14 protein-coding genes are annotated in these 17,498 nt (G+C 61.1%); 9 read left to right on the top strand and 5 right to left on the bottom strand.

What is annotated here, in order from left to right:
* Positions 1 to 77 precede the first annotated feature (77 nt).
* From AB4O40_RS11195 to gap, 5 genes are all read right to left on the bottom strand, one after another.
* Complete coding sequence (locus tag AB4O40_RS11195; protein WP_223541248.1) at positions 78 to 2,645, bottom strand: TonB-dependent receptor; 2,568 nt, start codon at positions 2,643 to 2,645, stop codon at positions 78 to 80.
* 122 nt (positions 2,646 to 2,767) lie between these two features.
* Positions 2,768 to 3,733: a FecR family protein gene (locus tag AB4O40_RS11190; RefSeq protein ID WP_223541249.1), complete on the bottom strand. Its 966-nt coding sequence runs from the start codon at positions 3,731 to 3,733 to the stop codon at positions 2,768 to 2,770.
* A gap of 121 nt (positions 3,734 to 3,854) precedes the next feature.
* Positions 3,855 to 4,373 carry an RNA polymerase sigma factor gene (locus AB4O40_RS11185; protein ID WP_056725973.1) on the bottom strand — a complete coding sequence of 173 codons (519 nt, stop codon included), beginning with the start codon at positions 4,371 to 4,373 and terminating at the stop codon, positions 3,855 to 3,857.
* Positions 4,374 to 4,450: 77 nt separating this feature from the next.
* Positions 4,451 to 4,915 (bottom strand): methylglyoxal synthase, encoded by a 465-nt coding sequence (locus AB4O40_RS11180; RefSeq protein ID WP_056725971.1) that lies wholly within the window; start codon positions 4,913 to 4,915, stop codon positions 4,451 to 4,453.
* A 144-nt stretch (positions 4,916 to 5,059) separates the two neighbouring features.
* Positions 5,060 to 6,061 carry a type I glyceraldehyde-3-phosphate dehydrogenase gene (gene gap, locus AB4O40_RS11175; protein ID WP_460054532.1) on the bottom strand — a complete coding sequence of 334 codons (1,002 nt, stop codon included), beginning with the start codon at positions 6,059 to 6,061 and terminating at the stop codon, positions 5,060 to 5,062.
* A gap of 220 nt (positions 6,062 to 6,281) precedes the next feature.
* Here gap and edd point away from each other — a divergent pair, with 220 nt between their 5' ends.
* The 9 genes from edd (at position 6,282) to AB4O40_RS11130 (ending at position 17,355) form a co-directional block, all read left to right on the top strand.
* On the top strand, positions 6,282 to 8,108 hold the full coding sequence (gene edd, locus AB4O40_RS11170) for a phosphogluconate dehydratase (protein WP_056725966.1): 1,827 nt from the start codon (positions 6,282 to 6,284) through the stop codon (positions 8,106 to 8,108).
* The gene (locus AB4O40_RS11165; protein WP_460054535.1) at positions 8,105 to 9,064 is read left to right on the top strand and encodes a glucokinase; all 960 of its coding nucleotides are present in this window, start codon (positions 8,105 to 8,107) and stop codon (positions 9,062 to 9,064) included. The genes edd and AB4O40_RS11165 overlap by 4 nt, the downstream gene beginning before the upstream one ends.
* Before the next feature lie 178 nt (positions 9,065 to 9,242).
* Positions 9,243 to 9,974, top strand: a complete 732-nt coding sequence (locus AB4O40_RS11160) for a response regulator (protein WP_056725962.1) — start codon at positions 9,243 to 9,245, stop codon at positions 9,972 to 9,974.
* A gap of 31 nt (positions 9,975 to 10,005) precedes the next feature.
* Entirely contained in the window at positions 10,006 to 11,433 is a 1,428-nt protein-coding gene (locus AB4O40_RS11155) for an ATP-binding protein (RefSeq protein WP_201783892.1), read from the top strand.
* A 188-nt stretch (positions 11,434 to 11,621) separates the two neighbouring features.
* Complete coding sequence (locus AB4O40_RS11150; RefSeq protein WP_056725959.1) at positions 11,622 to 12,881, top strand: D-mannose isomerase; 1,260 nt, start codon at positions 11,622 to 11,624, stop codon at positions 12,879 to 12,881.
* A 117-nt stretch (positions 12,882 to 12,998) separates the two neighbouring features.
* A complete protein-coding gene (locus AB4O40_RS11145; protein ID WP_056725956.1) occupies positions 12,999 to 14,297 on the top strand; it encodes an ABC transporter substrate-binding protein in 1,299 nt (432 codons plus the stop codon).
* 146 nt (positions 14,298 to 14,443) lie between these two features.
* Positions 14,444 to 15,352 carry a carbohydrate ABC transporter permease gene (locus AB4O40_RS11140; protein WP_008032969.1) on the top strand — a complete coding sequence of 303 codons (909 nt, stop codon included), beginning with the start codon at positions 14,444 to 14,446 and terminating at the stop codon, positions 15,350 to 15,352.
* Positions 15,345 to 16,190, top strand: a complete 846-nt coding sequence (locus tag AB4O40_RS11135) for a carbohydrate ABC transporter permease (protein ID WP_007995997.1) — start codon at positions 15,345 to 15,347, stop codon at positions 16,188 to 16,190. The genes AB4O40_RS11140 and AB4O40_RS11135 overlap by 8 nt, the downstream gene beginning before the upstream one ends.
* Before the next feature lie 4 nt (positions 16,191 to 16,194).
* Positions 16,195 to 17,355, top strand: a complete 1,161-nt coding sequence (locus AB4O40_RS11130) for an ABC transporter ATP-binding protein (protein WP_056725954.1) — start codon at positions 16,195 to 16,197, stop codon at positions 17,353 to 17,355.
* The last annotated feature ends 143 nt before the right edge of the window (positions 17,356 to 17,498 follow it).

The raw sequence follows: 17,498 nt of genomic DNA, 5'->3' as shown, positions 1-17,498 counted from the left end.
AGACGAACAGCAAGGCGCCTGACAGTAAAAAAACCTCACCGGGCGGCTAGATGAAACCGCCCAGCGGGATGTGCGGATCAGATATCCCAGATCAGGTTGACCGCAAAGTTGCGACCCGGCTGGGTCAGGCGATCGAGGTTGGCCGGTTGGGTCACCGAGGCCTCGCCGACGCTGTCGTAGCCGCGCACGTCATCCCACAGCCAGTATTTCTTGTCGGTGAGGTTGTAGACGCCGCCGCTGACGGTCACGTCGTCGGTCACTTTGTAGAACGCGCTCAGGTCCAGAATGCCGAAACCGGGGGTCTTGAACTGGGTGCTGGTGCCGTCCGGGGTCTTGAAGCTGGTGCTGTCGACGCGATCCTTCTTCTTCACCAGGGTCCAGCTGAGCAAACCGCCGTAGGTGTCCTGGTCGTAGCCGAGGCCGAATACACCGGTCAGCGGGTTGACGCTGTTGAGCGGCTCGCCGTTGTCGTCATTGCGACCGTAGGCATAGGCCACCGAGCCCTGGGTGTAGAGGCCTTGCGGCGCGCCGAAGGCGTCGAGGTTCAGGCGGCCCTTGACCTCGGCCCCCTTGATGGTGGCGTGCTTGATGTTGTTGCTCTGGAACGTGGTCTCGGTGTAGCCCGGAGTGATGGCGTTCTCGTTAATGAAGTCGCGGTACTTGTTGTAGAACACCGCCACATCAAACGAGCCCTGCTCGAAGTTGCCGCGCAAACCCGTTTCGTAGCTTTTGCTCTTTTCCGGTTCGAGGTCCGGATTAGGCGCGACCCGATAGCCGCCGGCGATGTTTTCGAAACGACCATACAACGCCTTGGCGGTCGGGGTGCGGAAGCCTTCGGCGTATTGGCCGTACCAGGTGTAGTGATCGTTGAAGCTGTAGGTGGTGCCGAATTTCGGCGACAGGCGATGCCAGGTCTTGGTCTCGTCGCTCACCGTGCCGTTGCCGCTCTGGTCGGCGGTGGCCAGGAACTCGTCGGTGATATGCGGCTTGAGCTGGGTGTAGTCGTAGCGTGCACCGGGCAGGAAGGTCCAGTTGCCCCAGCTGATCTGATCCTGGGCGAACAGGGCGTAGCTATTGATGGTCGGGTCCGGGAAGTCACTGGCGGGTGTCAGCGTGTCGCTGGTGCTAGGGGCGCCAATGACACGGCAGGCACCGGCCACGGTCAGGCAGGTGCCGGTACCGGTACGCAGGCCGGTGACTTTGTCCTGCTTGATGGTGGTGCCATAGGTGACGAAGTGATCGGTATCGGCGATGGCAAACGACTTGTCAGCCTGGGCATCGAATACCCATTGGCGATCCTTGTAAGTCGTATCACGGTTACGCAGCACGGTCCGCGACGGCGGCGCGTAGATCTCTTCGGTGCTCTGGTCGGTCTTGGCGATCTGGTAGTTCAGCGTCCACTTGATGTTGTCAGCCAGAGTGCTGTCCAGACCGAAGCTGTGTTCCAGGCCAAAGCGTTCGCGGGTGATCGTGTCGTTACCGGTACGGGACTTGTAGTAGCCGAACCCGCGTCCGGCATTGAACGGGCCGCCCACTGCGCTCAATTGATTGGTGTCGCGGTCGTCCTTGTAATGCTCGTAGGTCAGGCCAAAACGCGCGTCGTCGGCGTAATTCCAGCCCAGTTTGGCCAGCACGCTGGTGGTGCGCGCGTCCTGGGGGTTGGCCTCCGTGCGGTTCAGGCCAGTGCCGCCGGTATCGCCATAGGACTCTGTTTCATGGCCGTTGCGTTGACTCAGATGCAAAAGGCCATCGAACTCGCCGGTGCGGCCGGCGACGGTGCCGGAAGTCAGCCAGCTGTCGTCGGCGGAGCTGTAGCCGGTTTTCAGGCGCGCGCCGACATCCTTGCCTGGCTTGATGATGTCGTCCGGGTCCAGCGTGTAGTAGCTGACCGCACCGCCAATGGCGCTGCTGCCATACAGCACCGACGCCGGGCCCCGGAGGATTTCCACACGCTTGACGATTTCCGGATCGACATAGTTGCGGTTGGTCTGGGCATAGGGGCCGTTGAAGAAACCGTCGGGTACCTGCACGCCATCGACCTGGGTCAGCACGCGGTCGCCATCGATGCCGCGAATGTTGTAACCCGTGATGCCGGCGCGTTGGCCTGAACCACCCACCGAAACACCGGGCTCGTAACGCACCAGTTCCTTGATGGTGTTGACGTTGTTTCGGTCCAGATCTTCGCGAGTGTAGACAGAGACCGTGCTCGGTACGCTGTTCACATCCTGCTCGTTACGGGTGGCGCTGATGGTCACCTGTTGCAGGTTGAGCGTACTGCTGCCACTGCGCTTTTCCAGGACGATGCTGTTGTTGCCCAGTTTGCGATAGCCCAGGTTGGTCCCCACCAACAGGCGATCCAGGGCGTTCTCCGGCGACAGCGAGCCGCGTACTCCCGGCGAGGCCACACCTTGCGCCAGCTCCGACGACACGCCGACTTGCCAGCCCGTCACGGCGGTAAAGGCATTGAGTGCCGACACCAGTGATTGCTGGGGAATGGCGAATGCGTAGTCGCCCATTTTGCGGGTCGACTGCTCGGTGGAGGTGGCGGCCATGAGCGGTGCGGTACCGGCCATCAGGATGGCGGCGGTCAGCAGCGACAGCACGCGGGAAGGTGTAGGGGCTTGGCGGGTAAGGCGAGGGGACATCGATAGCGCTCCGTGTCGCACGAATCTTTATAGGTGCTGATTGGCAGGGTTAGATGCGAATCAATTGCATTGGCTATAACGAGACGTACGGGGTTTGGCTATCGAGTAAAAATAATTCTCATTCAGTTCAGGATGACCAGCGCCGGGAATTCCTGGAGCCGGGCCGAGGTGATATGGGCCAGGGAGCGAACCACGTCCAGCGGCTGATCGAGGCGGTAGTTGCCCGTCACGGTGACATCGGCCAACTGCTCGTTGTTGTTGATGATCCAGCCCGGGTAGTAGCGGCGAAGTTCTGCCAGCACCTGGTTCAACGGGCAGTTTTCGAACACCAGACGTCCCTGGACCCACGCCAGGTCGGTGGCGGCATCCAGCTTGGCCGGGCGGTCGAAGCCGTTGGGGCCGATGCGAATGCTTTCCCCGGCGGACAAGCGCACCCGGGCGTCGTTGCGGGTGGCGCGCAAGTCGACATCGCCGCGCTGTACCCGCACCTGTGCCACGCCGTCGAGGTAACGCACGGCAAACGCGGTATCGCGAACGCTGGCCGTGACCGGTCCGGCATCGATTTCCAGGGGTTGGCCGCGATTGGCCTGCACTTCGAAAAACGCTTCGCCCTGATACAGGCGGGCAACACGTTGCTGGTCGTTGATGGTGCTTGAAAACGCCGAATTGGTATTGAGCAGGACCCTGGAGCCGTCCTCCAATTGCAGGCGCTGGCGCTCGCCGACCACGGTCAGGTGATCGGCCTGCAGGCGCATCGGCAAACTGCTGAAACTGAACAGCCCGAGCAGCAGCACGGCGGCGGTGGCCAGTGGTTTCCAGTGCGGACGCAGACGGGCAATGGCAGTGACTTTCGCGGGGCGCGCAGCCAGGCTTTGCGCGCACTGCGCCACTTGTGGGCCGTCCCAGATCGCCTGGGCCTTGGCGAACACCTGGGCATTCAACGGATCGGCGTCAAGCCATGCATGGAATTGGCGGGTCTGCTCCTCGTCGGGACTGTCGAGCACGATCAGCCAGTCCAGGGCCTGGTCCATCGCGCTTGCGGGGTCCTGCGCCGATGAAGGCTCTGGGGAACGGTGGTTGTCCGTCACGGTGTTTCCTCGGCAGTGTCAGTGCACGGCTGTTTTTTTAGTGAAGCGTAGAAAGTGGACCAAGGGTAGCAAAGCCCGATGATCAGCGCAGTCGGTCCAGATAAGCGCAGGGCCTTGGCGCTCAGTTGGCGTTCAAGCGATCGGCAACCCCGATGCAGATCGACATGATCAGTTTGAGTTCTTTCTGCACAGTACTGAGGGACACGTTCAGCTCCTCGGCGATTTCCTGGTAGCTGTGCCCGTGCAGGCGGCTGAGGATGAAAATTCGCTGTTGGCGGGCGCTGAGTTGACCGAGGCTCACGTTCAGGCGCTCCAGCAATTGTTCGGCATGGGCGGCGTCTTCGGCGCTGCTGGTGGGGGCGGCGATGCTGTGCACCAACTCCTGCGGCACGTCATCGACCATGGTGCGCGAATGGATGCGCCGCGCGCGCAAATGGTCCAGCGCCAGGTTGCGTGCCGTCTGGAAGACAAAGGGCTCAAGATGATCGATGGCCCGTTCGCTCAATGCACGGGTCACCCGCAGGTAGGTTTCCTGCAAGAGGTCTTCAGCAGTGCTGTGATTGTTGACCATCCGTTCCAGCGTGCGCAGCAGGGAGGTGCGCTGGGTGAGGAAAACGTGGTTGAAGCGCGACTGACTCACGGGAGAACCTGATCCATTTCGAGTAGATGATAATGCTTATCATCTACTCGAGTGGTCAAGTCCTGATTTGTGAAGCTTTATGCGCGGCCCTGCAAGTAGGTGGCGTAATCGGGAATCCGATGGGGGTGCGCCTGATCCATCAGCGGGCTGCTGAGCAGGTAGTCTGCGCTGCATTCGTTGCACGCCACCGGGATGTTCCACACCGCCGCGACCCGCAGCAACGCCTTGATGTCCGGGTCGTGGGGCTGGGGTTCGAACGGGTCCCAGAAAAACACCAGCATGTCGACCCGCTGCTCGGCGATTTGCGCGCCGAGCTGTTGGTCGCCGCCCAACGGCCCGCTGATCATGCTTTGCACCGGCAGGTCGAGGCGTTGTTGCAACAACAACCCCGTGGTGCCGGTGGCGACCAGATCATGCCGGGCCAGCCTGTCTTTTTGCCGTTCGGCCCAGTCCAGCAAGAACACCTTGCAGTGGTCATGGGCGACCAGGGCGATACGCTTGCGCGCCGCCATGGTCTTTTGCGTAAAGCTGATGCCGATCATGGGGGGCTCCAGGACATGAACACGATGCTTTGTATTGCGCACATCTGTAGGAGCTGCCGGAGGCTGCGATCTTTTGATTTTGCTTTTTAAGAACAAGATCAAAAGATCGCAGCCTCCGGCAGCTCCTACAGTCGTAAGCTTCGCTTACTCGGCGTTGCACAGCGCCAGGCAGTTATCGAGCATGCGGTTGGAGAAACCCCATTCGTTGTCGTACCAGGCCAGTACCTTGAGCAGCTTGCCGCTGGACTTGGTGTGGTTGGCATCGAAGATCGACGACAGCGGGTTGTGGTTGAAGTCGCTGGAAACCAGCGGCAGGGTGTTATAGCCAAGGATCTTAGAGTGCTGGCTGGCTTGCTTGAGCAGCGCGTTGACTTCCTCTGCGCTGGCTTCTTTTTTCAGTTGCACGGTCAGGTCCACCAGCGACACGTTGATCACCGGGACGCGCACCGCCATGCCGGTCAGTTTGCCTGCCAGTTCCGGCAGCACCAGGCCGACCGCTTCGGCGGCACCGGTCTTGCTCGGGATCATGTTCTGGGTGGCCGAACGGGCACGGTACGGGTCAGTGTGGTAGACGTCGGTCAGGTTCTGGTCGTTGGTGTAGGCGTGAATGGTGGTCATCAGACCGCTTTCGATGCCCAACTCGCGATGCAACACCTGGGCCACCGGAGCCAGGCAGTTGGTGGTGCACGACGCGTTGGAAATGATCTGGTGCGATTGGCGCAGAATGTCGTGGTTCACCCCGTAAACGACGGTGGCGTCGGCGCCTTTGGCCGGGGCCGAGATGATCACTTTGCGCGCGCCCGCCGTAATATGCGCGGCGGCCTTGCCCCGGTCGGTGAACAGACCGGTGCATTCGAACACTACATCAATCTTTTCCGCGGCCCAGGGCAGGTCGGCCGGGTTGCGGATGGCACTGACCGAAATGCGGTCGCCGTTGACCGTCAGGCTCTCCTGGTCATGCTGGACATCGGCATCGAACGTGCCGTGAACGGTGTCGTACTTGAGCAGATGAGCATTGATCGCGCTGTCGCCCAGGTCGTTGATGGCGACGATCTGCAGATCCTGACGGTAGCCCTGGGTATAGAGTGCTCGCAGGACATTACGGCCGATGCGGCCAAAACCATTGATTGCGATTCGAAGAGTCATAGTGCGGCGCTACCGTCGTTTTGTTGTTGGAATTACAAGATTATTCGCAAAAAAATAGAAAACAAGCCTTTTTAATGGCAATATTTTGTTCAATCTACAACGAGTGACCTGAATCAACTGGTCCAACCGATCAAGAAAACCGTCTGTCATCCCATCGACACCGGGCTTTGATCAGCATAGACAATCAGGTCGCCACATCCGTTAGCCTGGAGTTCTACACATGCATCCCCGCGTCCTTGAGGTCACCGAACGGCTTATCGCCCGCAGCCGCGCCACGCGTGAGGCTTACCTTGCATTGATTCGCGGTGCGGCCAGCGACGGTCCGATGCGCGGCAAGCTGCAATGCGCCAACTTCGCCCACGGCGTGGCCGGATGCGGCAGCGACGACAAGCACAGCCTGCGGATGATGAACTCCGCCAACATTGCGATTGTTTCGTCATATAACGACATGCTCTCGGCGCACCAGCCGTACGAAGTCTTTCCGGAGATGATCAAAAAGGCTCTGCGCGAGATCGGCTCCGTCGGCCAGTTCGCCGGTGGCACCCCGGCCATGTGCGATGGCGTGACCCAGGGCGAGCCGGGCATGGAACTGAGCCTGCCGAGCCGCGAAGTGATCGCGTTGTCCACGGCCGTGGCGCTGTCCCACAACATGTTCGACGGCGCACTGCTGCTCGGCATCTGCGACAAGATCGTGCCGGGCCTGATGATGGGCGCGCTGCGCTTTGGCCATCTGCCGATGATTTTCGTGCCGGGTGGGCCGATGGTCTCGGGCATTTCCAACAAGCAGAAAGCCGACGTGCGCCAGAAGTACGCCGAAGGCAAGGCAACTCGCGAAGAGTTGCTGGAATCGGAAATGAAGTCCTACCACAGCCCCGGCACTTGCACCTTCTACGGCACCGCCAACACCAACCAGTTGCTGATGGAAGTCATGGGCTTGCACCTGCCGGGCGCGTCCTTCGTCAACCCGAACACGCCGTTGCGCGATGCCTTGACCCGCGAAGCGGCGCATCAGGTCACGCGTTTGACCAAGCAGAACGGTGACTACATCCCGATCGGCGAAATCGTCGATGAGCGTTCGCTGGTCAACTCGATTGTCGCGCTGCACGCCACCGGCGGTTCGACCAACCACACCCTGCACATGCCGGCCATCGCCATGGCAGCGGGCATTCAATTGACCTGGCAGGACATGGCCGACCTCTCCGAAGTCGTGCCGACCCTCAGCCACGTCTACCCGAACGGTAAAGCCGACATCAACCACTTCCAGGCCGCGGGGGGCATGTCGTTCCTGATCCGTGAGCTGCTGGAAGCCGGGTTGCTCCATGAAAACGTCAATACCGTGATGGGCCATGGCCTGAGCCGCTACACCCAGGAGCCGTTCCTCGACAATGGCCAACTGGTCTGGCGCGAAGGCGTGACCGACAGCCTCGATGAAAGCATCCTGCGTCCGGTCGCCCGTGCATTCTCGGCCGAAGGTGGCTTGCGGGTGATGGAAGGCAATCTCGGTCGTGGCGTGATGAAAGTCTCCGCCGTGGCCGTGGAAAACCAGATCGTCGAAGCGCCGGCCATGGTGTTCCAGGATCAGCAGGACCTGGCCGATGCGTTCAAGGCCGGTTTGCTGGAGAAGGATTTTGTCGCGGTGATGCGCTTCCAGGGCCCGCGCTCCAACGGCATGCCGGAGCTGCACAAGATGACGCCGTTCCTCGGTGTGCTGCAGGATCGCGGCTTCAAGGTGGCACTGGTGACTGACGGACGCATGTCCGGCGCGTCGGGGAAAATCCCGGCGGCCATTCATGTCAGCCCCGAAGCTTATGTCGGTGGCGCTTTGGCGCGGGTGCAAGAGGGCGATATCATCCGCGTCGATGGCGTCAAAGGCACCCTGGAGCTTATGGTGGACGCCGAAGAATTCGCAGCGCGCACGCCGGCCAAAGGCCTGTTGGGCAACAACATCGGCACCGGTCGCGAGCTGTTCGGTTTCATGCGCATGGCCTTCAGCTCGGCGGAGCAGGGCGCCAGCGCCTTCACTTCTGCCCTGGAGACGCTTAATTGAAACTGGCTTTGGTCGGTGACATCGGTGGGACCAACGCACGTTTCGCGTTGTGGAAAAACCAGCAACTGGAATCGGTCCAGGTGCTGGCAACGGCAGATTTCCCCAGCCCTATCGATGCGATCAGCTTCTATTTGAATGGCCTGGGGCTGGCGCCGGGTGCGATCGGTTCGGTGTGCCTGTCGGTGGCAGGCCCGGTGAGCGGTGATGAATTCAAATTCACCAACAATCACTGGCGCCTGAGCCGCAAGGGCTTTTGCCAGACCTTGCAGGTGTATCAGCTGTTGCTGGTCAACGACTTCTCGGCCATGGCCCTGGGCATGACCCGTTTGCAGCCCGGCGAATTCCGCGTGGTCTGCGCGGGCACTCCCGAGCCGTTGCGCCCGGCGGTGGTGATTGGCCCGGGCACCGGCCTGGGCGTCGGCACCTTGCTCGATCTGGGCGAGGGCCGTTTTGCCGCATTGCCGGGGGAGGGTGGTCACGTCGATCTGCCATTGAGCAGTGCACGTGAAACCCAGCTCTGGCAGCACATCTTCAACGAAATCGGCCATGTCAGTGCGGAAACAGCCCTGAGCGGTGGCGGCTTGCCCCGTGTCTATCGGGCGATCTGTGCGGTGGACGGGCACACGCCTGTGCTCGATACGCCGGAAGCGATTACTGCTGCCGGGCTGGCGGGCGACCCGATTGCCGTGGAAGTGCTTGAGCAGTTCTGCTGCTGGCTCGGTCGCGTGGCCGGCAACAACGTGCTGACCACCGGTGGACGCGGTGGCGTGTACATCGTGGGCGGGGTGATTCCGCGGTTTGCCGATTTCTTCCTCGAAAGCGGTTTCGCCCGCTGCTTCGCCGACAAGGGTTGCATGAGCGATTACTTCAAGGGGATTCCGGTGTGGCTGGTGACGGCGCCGTATTCGGGATTGATGGGTGCGGGTGTGGCTTTGGAGCAATCTCTCCCAGCCTGAAATACGATCAAAATGTGGGAGCGGGCTTGCTCGCGAAAGCAGTGTGTCAGTCAACCAATATGTTGAATGTTACGACGCCTTCGCGAGCAAGCCCGCTCCCACAGTTGTTTCTGTGGTGTTTGTAAAATCAGTGCTTAAGGCATAATCCGCCCAATTCAAACAACAAGGACGCCTTCCTGTGAGCTCAGTCAACAAGTCGATTTTGTTGGTCGATGACGATCAAGAGATACGCGAGTTGCTGGATACCTACCTGACCCGCGCCGGATTTCAGGTCCGTACCACGCCCGACGGTGCCGGCTTTCGCCAGGCGCTGAACGAGGCGCCGAGTGATCTGGTGATCCTTGATGTGATGTTGCCCGACGAAGACGGCTTCAGCCTGTGCCGCTGGATTCGCCAGCATCCGCGTCAGGCGCAGGTGCCGATCATCATGCTCACCGCCAGTTCCGATGAGGCCGATCGCGTCATCGGCCTGGAACTGGGTGCCGACGATTACCTCGGCAAGCCCTTCAGCCCGCGGGAATTGCAGGCGCGGATCAAGGCGTTGCTGCGCCGCGCGCAGTTCGGTCAGGAGCGCAGTGGCGGTGAAGTGCTGGCCTTCGATGACTGGCGGCTGGACATGGTCAGCCATCGGCTGTTCCACATCGACGGCGAAGAGGTGATTCTCTCGGGCGCCGACTTTGCGCTGCTGAAGTTGTTTCTCGATCACCCGCAGGAAATCCTCGACCGCGACACCATCGGCAACGCCACCCGTGGCCGTGATCTGATGCCCCTGGATCGCATCGTCGACATGGCGGTCAGCCGGTTGCGCCAGCGCCTGCGTGACACCGAGAAACCGCCGCGGCTGATCCGCACCGTGCGTGGCAGCGGTTACCAACTGGCAGCCAACGTGGTTGCCAGCAATGGTCACTGAGACTTTACGCAAGCTCGCCGACAAGGTGCCGATGCCGCGTTCGCTGCTCGGGCGGATGTTGCTGTTGACCCTGCTGGCGGTGTTGTTCGCCCAGGCACTGTCGAGTGTGATCTGGGTGTCGCAACTGCGTGCCACGCAACTCGAGGGCCTGGTCACCAGCGCCCGCAGCCTGGCCCATTCAATGACCGCCAGCGTCAGTTATTTCCGTTCGTTGCCGGTGGCGTTTCGCCCCTTGGTGCTCGACCAGTTGCGCAGCATGGGCGGCACCCGGTTCGTGGTGACGCTCAACGACAAGCCGCTGGGCATGGAAGTGTTACCCATTACTCCGCGCAAAGAGGCAGTGCTCAAGGCGGTGGACGAAGTGCTGCGCCAGTCTCTCGGCCAGGACACCGACATCTCGGTGACTTTTGTCAGCCCGCAAGACCTGCGCATCTTCAATGGCGGCCTCAAGCTTGATGAGTTGCCACGCTCCTGGGCGCACTACGCGCTGACCCTGGAGCCGGTGAATCCGCCGGTGCTGGTCACGCAGATCCAGATGGCGCCGGGCGAATGGCTGTACATCGCCTCGCTGTTGCCCGAGCCCTACACCAGCCTTGAAGAGCAGGGCCTGCCGGCGCAGCAGGTGTGGTTCATTGTCCTGACCAGCAGCTTTTTGCTGTTGTTCATCGGCCTGCTGGTGCACTGGCAGAGTCGTCCGCTCAAGCGCCTGGCGCGGGCGGCGCGGGACCTGTCGCTGGGGGCCGATGTGGAACCGGTGGCCGAGGGCGGTGGCAGCGAAGTGGTCGAGGTCGGGCGCGCCTTCAACACCATGCGCGAGCGCATCAGCCGTTACCTGACCGAGCGCAGCCAGTTGTTCAGCGCCATTTCCCACGACCTGCGCACGCCGATCACCCGCTTGCGCCTGCGGGTTGAATTGCTCGAGGACGAAACACTGCAAGCCAAGTTCGGGCGCGACCTGGACGAGCTCGAATTGCTGGTCAAGGGCGCGCTGCAATGCGTGAAAGACACCGACATCCACGAGAACATCGAGCCGGTGGACCTCAACCATGTGCTCGATTGCCTGGTGGAACCCTATCTCGCGCCGAACGGCAACGGCCGCGTTACCCAGCAGGGGCGGGCGCTGGCGTCCTATCCGGGCAAACCGCTGGCGCTCAAGCGTTGCATCGGCAACCTGATCGACAATGCGTTGAAGTACGGGCAGAACGCGCACCTGCACATCGATGACGATGAAAGCGCGTTCATCCTGCATGTCGATGATGAGGGGCCGGGCGTGCCGGAGCAGCGCCTGGAGCAGGTGTTCGAACCGCACTTCCGCCTGGCCGGGCAGCAGCAGGGTTATGGCCTGGGGCTGGGGATTGCCCGCAACATTGCCCATAGCCATGGCGGTGAGGTCAGCTTGCAGAATTTGCGTGAGGGCGGGTTGCGGGTGACCCTGCAGTTACCCCGCTCGATGGATTGAAAGTCAAAAGATCGCAGCCTTCGGCAGCTCCTACATGGATCCCTGTAGGAGCTGCCGAAGGCTGCGATCTTTTGATCTTGCTATGCAATTGTCACAGCCTGGTGACATAACCCACCCCCTTCGTTACAAGCCCGCCTTCGTCCGTTGTTTATGCTGCCCCTCAGTCATAACAACAAAAAAGGTACGCCATGGACACCTTCCAACCGGCCTTCAGCAGTTGGCTGAATGCACCTGCCCATCAGCAATGGCTCGCCACCGAAGGCTTGCGCCTGCTGGCCTTTGCCAAGGCTTCGAAACTGCCTGAAGGCTTCGGCAACCTCGATGAAAAAGGCCGTCTCCCAGCTGATGCGCAAGCCCACACCATGAACACCGCGCGCATGACCCATAGCTTTGCCATGGCCCATATTCAGGGCTTGCCGGGTTTTGCCGAGCTGGTGGATCACGGTGTTGCCGCCCTGCGCGGACCATTGCGGGATGCGCTGCATGGCGGCTGGTTCGCGACTGCCGAACACCGCGACGGCAATACCGGCAAGAATGCCTATCTGCACGCTTTCGTCGCGCTGGCCGCCAGTTCTGCGGTGGTCGCGCAGCGTCCCGGTGCGCAAGCCTTGCTCGATGACTCGATCGATATCATCGACACTTATTTCTGGTGCGAAGAAGAAGGCGCGATGCGCGAGTCTTTCAGGCGCGACTGGAGCGAAGAGGAGGCGTACCGGGGCGCCAACAGCAACATGCACGCCACCGAGGCCTTCCTCGCCCTGGCCGATGTCACCGATGACAACCGCTGGCTGAGCCGCGCCCAACGGATTGTCGAACGAGTGATCCATGGCCACGCCGCCGCCAACGATTACCTGGTGATCGAGCATTTCGACCGCGCCTGGCAGCCACTGCGGGACTACAACCACGACAATCCGGCCGACGGCTTCCGCCCTTACGGCACCACGCCTGGCCATGGTTTCGAGTGGGCGCGGCTGTTGCTGCACCTCGAAGCTTCGCGGGTGAGAGCGGGGATGCTCACGCCGGGCTGGCTGGTCACCGATGCGCAAAAACTGTTCGAGCACAATTGCCTCCACGGCTGGGATGTCGATGGCGCGCCGGGCATCGTCTACACCCTGGACTGGGACAACAAAGCGGTGGTCCGCCATCGCCTGCACTGGACCCATTGCGAAGCCAGCGCCGCCGCCAGTGCCTTGCTCAAGCGCACCGGCGATGAACAATACGAACACTGGTACCGACTGTTCTGGGAATTCTCTGACAGTCATTTCATCGACCGCGAAGGCGGCAGCTGGCATCACGAACTCGATCCGCTGAACCGCCCGAGTGCCGATATCTGGCCCGGCAAGCCTGACCTTTACCACGCCTGGCAAGCCGTGCTGATTCCGCGCCTGGCGTTGGCGCCAAGCATGGCTACGGCGCTGGCGCAGTTGTCCCAGAGCGGTTCTATGTAACCATGCGGTGACATTCGCGCATCCCTTCGTTACCTGCGAAGGGATATCCCCTGTTTAGAATTCTATGCAGCGCAAGCAACAGACTTGCATGCATAACAACAAGAAAGGTGCTCCTAGATGAATGCGATTTCTCGCCTCGCTACTGTCATTTCTCTCGCTTCCCTGTCTGCACTTCCCCTCAGTGTCCTGGCCGCCGAATCCAAAGGTTCCGTTGAAGTCGTTCACTGGTGGACTTCCGGTGGTGAAAAAGCAGCGGTCGATGTCCTGAAGGCTCAAGTCGAAAAAGACGGCTTCACCTGGAAGGACGGCGCAGTCGCCGGCGGTGGCGGTTCCACGGCCATGACCGTACTCAAGAGTCGCGCCGTAGCCGGCAACCCGCCGGGCGTTGCACAGATCAAGGGCCCGGACATCCAGGAGTGGGGCAGCACCGGCCTGCTCAGCACCGACGCGTTGAAAGAAGTATCCAAGTCCGAAAACTGGGATGGCCTGCTGTCGAAGAAAGTCTCCGACACCGTGAAGTACGAAGGTGACTACGTCGCCGTGCCGGTGAACATCCACCGCGTCAACTGGCTGTGGATCAACCCGCAGGTGTTCAAGAAAGCCGGGATCGAAAAAGCCCCGACCACCCTCGAAGAATTCTATGCCGCCGGCGACAAGCTCAAGGCCGCCGGCTTCATTGCGCTCGCCCACGGCGGTCAGCCTTGGCAGGACAGCACCGTGTTCGAAGACATCGTGCTCTCGGTCATGGGTGCTGACGGCTACAAGAAAGCCCTGGTGGACCTGGACCAGAAAACCCTGTCCGGCCCGGAGATGACCAAGTCGTTCGCCGAGCTGAAAAAGATCACCGGCTACATGGACCCGAACCGCGCCGGTCGTGACTGGAACATCGCCGCCGCCGACGTCATCAACGGCAAGGCCGGCATGCAGATGATGGGCGACTGGGCGAAAAGCGAGTGGACGGCGGCGAAGAAAGTCGCGGGCAAGGACTACCTGTGCGTAGCTTTCCCGGGCACTGAAAAAGCCTTCACCTACAACATCGACTCCCTGGCGGTGTTCAAGCTCAAGGCCGATCGCAAGGGCGACATCGCTGCCCAGCAAGACCTGGCCAAGGTCGCCTTGGGTACCGATTTCCAGAAAGTCTTCAGCATGAACAAGGGTTCGATCCCGGTGCGTAACGACATGCTGAACGAAATGGACAAGCTCGGCTTCGACGAGTGCGCCCAGAAGTCGGCCAAGGACTTCATCGCGGACGACAAGACCGGCGGCCTGCAACCGAGCATGGCGCACAACATGGCCACTTCCCTGGCGGTGCAAGGCGCGATCTTCGACGTGGTCACCAACTTCATGAACGACAAGGATGCTGACCCGGCCAAGGCCAGCGCCCAACTGGCCTCGGCTGTCAAAGCTGCCCAGTAATTCCCTGGCATCCCCCCTGTAGGAGCTGCCGCAGGCTGCGATCTTTTGATTTTGTTTTTTAAAATCAAGATCAAAAGATCGCAGCCTGCGGCAGCTCCTACAAGGGATCGCACTCCGATCCTTACATCTAAACCTGGATTATCCCGATGAGCTCTGTGGCGGTTTTCAGCAAAGCCTCACCGTTCGATGCGCTGCAACGCTGGCTACCCAAGTTGGTACTCGCGCCGAGCATGCTGATCGTGTTGGTTGGTTTCTACGGTTACATCATCTGGACGTTCATTCTGTCCTTCACCAACTCCAGCTTCATGCCGAGCTACAAGTGGGTCGGCCTGCAGCAATACATGCGCTTGATGGACAACGACCGCTGGTGGGTCGCGAGCAAGAACCTCGCGCTGTTCGGCGGCATGTTCATCGGCATCAGCCTGGTGCTGGGCGTGTTCCTCGCGGTGCTGCTGGACCAGCGCATTCGCAAGGAAGGCTTCATCCGCACCGTCTACCTGTACCCGATGGCGCTGTCGATGATCGTCACCGGTACCGCGTGGAAATGGCTGCTCAACCCAGGCCTGGGCCTGGACAAGATGCTGCGTGACTGGGGCTGGGAGGGCTTTCGTCTCGACTGGCTGGTGGATCAGGATCGCGTCGTTTACTGCCTGGTGATCGCCGCCGTGTGGCAAGCCTCCGGGTTTGTCATGGCGATGTTCCTTGCCGGTCTGCGCGGTGTCGATCAATCGATCATCCGTGCCGCGCAAGTCGACGGTGCGAGCCTGCCGACCATCTACCTGAAGATCGTCCTGCCGAGCCTGCGCCCGGTGTTCTTCAGTGCCTTCATGATCCTGGCGCACATCGCGATCAAGAGCTTCGACCTGGTCGCGGCGATGACCGCGGGCGGTCCGGGTTACTCCTCCGACCTGCCGGCAATGTTCATGTATTCCTTCACCTTCAGCCGTGGCCAGATGGGCATCGGTTCGGCCAGCGCCATGCTGATGCTCGGTGCCGTGCTGACCATCCTCGTGCCGTACCTGTACTCCGAGCTGCGAGGCAAACGCCATGACTAATCAACTCGGCAAACCAGCATTGAGCTTCAGCCGCATCGCGATCTACGCCACCCTGCTGTTGGCAGCGGCGGTGTACCTGATTCCGTTGGTGGTGATGCTGCTGACCAGTTTCAAATCCCCGGAAGACATCCGTACCGGCAATCTGTTGAGCTGGCCGACCGTGATCGACGGCATCGGCTGGATCAAGGCCTGGGACGTGGTCGGTGGCTACTTCTGGAACTCGGTGAAGATCACCGTGCCAGCGGTGCTGATTTCCACGTTTATTGGTGCGATGAATGGCTACGTGCTGTCGATGTGGCGCTTCCGTGGTTCACAGCTGTTCTTCGGCCTGCTGCTGTTCGGCTGCTTCCTGCCGTTCCAGACCGTGCTGCTGCCGGCCTCGTTCACTCTCGGCAAGTTCGGCCTGGCCAACACCACCACCGGCCTGGTGCTGGTGCACGTGGTCTACGGCCTGGCGTTCACCACGCTGTTCTTCCGCAACTACTACGTGAGCATTCCGGATGCGCTGGTCAAGGCCGCAAGGCTCGATGGCGCGGGCTTCTTCACGATCTTCCTGAAGATCCTGCTGCCGATGTCGATCCCGATCGTGATGGTCTGCCTGATCTGGCAGTTCACCCAGATCTGGAACGACTTCCTGTTCGGCGTGGTGTTCGCCAGTGGCGACGCCCAGCCAATTACCGTGGCCCTGAACAACCTGGTCAACACCAGCACCGGGGCCAAGGAATACAACGTTGATATGGCCGCCGCGATGATCGCCGGGCTGCCGACACTGCTGGTCTACATATTCGCTGGCAAGTATTTCCTGCGTGGGCTGACGTCCGGCGCGGTCAAGGGGTAGAAACATGGCAACTCTCGAATTACGCAACGTCAACAAGACCTACGGCCCCGGCTTGCCGGACACCCTGAAAAACATCGAACTGAAGATCGATGACGGCGAGTTCCTGATCCTGGTCGGCCCGTCGGGCTGCGGCAAGTCGACCTTGATGAACTGCATCGCCGGCCTGGAAACCATCAGCGGCGGCGCGATCCTGGTGGACGATGCCGACATCAGCGGCATGAGCCCCAAGGATCGCGACATTGCCATGGTGTTCCAGTCCTACGCGCTGTACCCGACCATGAGCGTGCGCGACAACATCGCCTTCGGCCTGAAGATCCGCAAAATGCCGATCGCCGAAATCGACGAAGAAGTCGCTCGGGTTTCCAAGCTGTTGCAGATCGAACACCTGCTCAGCCGCAAGCCCGGCCAGCTCTCCGGCGGCCAGCAACAGCGCGTGGCGATGGGCCGTGCCCTGGCGCGGCGGCCGAAGATCTATCTGTTCGACGAACCGCTGTCCAACCTCGACGCCAAGCTGCGGGTCGAGATGCGCACCGAAATGAAACTGATGCACCAGCGCCTGAAAACCACCACGGTCTACGTGACCCACGACCAGATCGAAGCCATGACCCTGGGCGACAAAGTGGCGGTGATGAAGGACGGGATCATCCAGCAGTTCGGTACGCCGAAGGACATCTACAACAACCCGGCCAACCTGTTCGTGGCGAGCTTCATCGGTTCGCCGCCGATGAACTTCATCCCGCTGCGCCTGCAGCGCAAGGACGGTCGTCTGCTGGCATTGCTCGACAGCGGCCAGGCCCGTTGCGAACTGCCGCTGGGCATGCAGGACGCCGGTCTTGAGGACCGCGAAGTGATCCTCGGCATGCGCCCTGAGCAGATCATCCTGGCCAACGGCGAAGCGAATGGCTTGCCGACCATTCGCGCCGAAGTCCAGGTCACCGAACCGACCGGGCCGGACACCCTGGTCTTCGTCAACCTCAACGACACCAAGGTTTGCTGCCGCCTGGCACCGGACGTGGCGCCAGCGGTGGGCGAGACCCTGACCCTGCAATTCGATCCGGCGAAAGTGCTGCTGTTCGATGCGAAAACGGGTGAGCGACTGGGGGTCGCCGGCGTAGCGAAAACCGAATCACACGCTGCCAACGTCGCACAGTTCAAAGGCCGCTGAAGATCAAGAAATGTGGGAGCGGGCTTGCTCGCGAAAGCGGTGGATCAGTCGACATCTGCGTTGAAGGGCACACCGCATTCGCGAGCAAGCCCGCTCCCACAGGGGAATCCGTGGTGCGCGGCCTGTCGCGCATCGCAACTGAT

The organism is Pseudomonas sp. S2_F07 (genome assembly GCF_054668325.1).
Note: the sequence above shows the minus strand (reverse complement) of the source record. Positions and strands in the feature narration are given on the sequence as shown.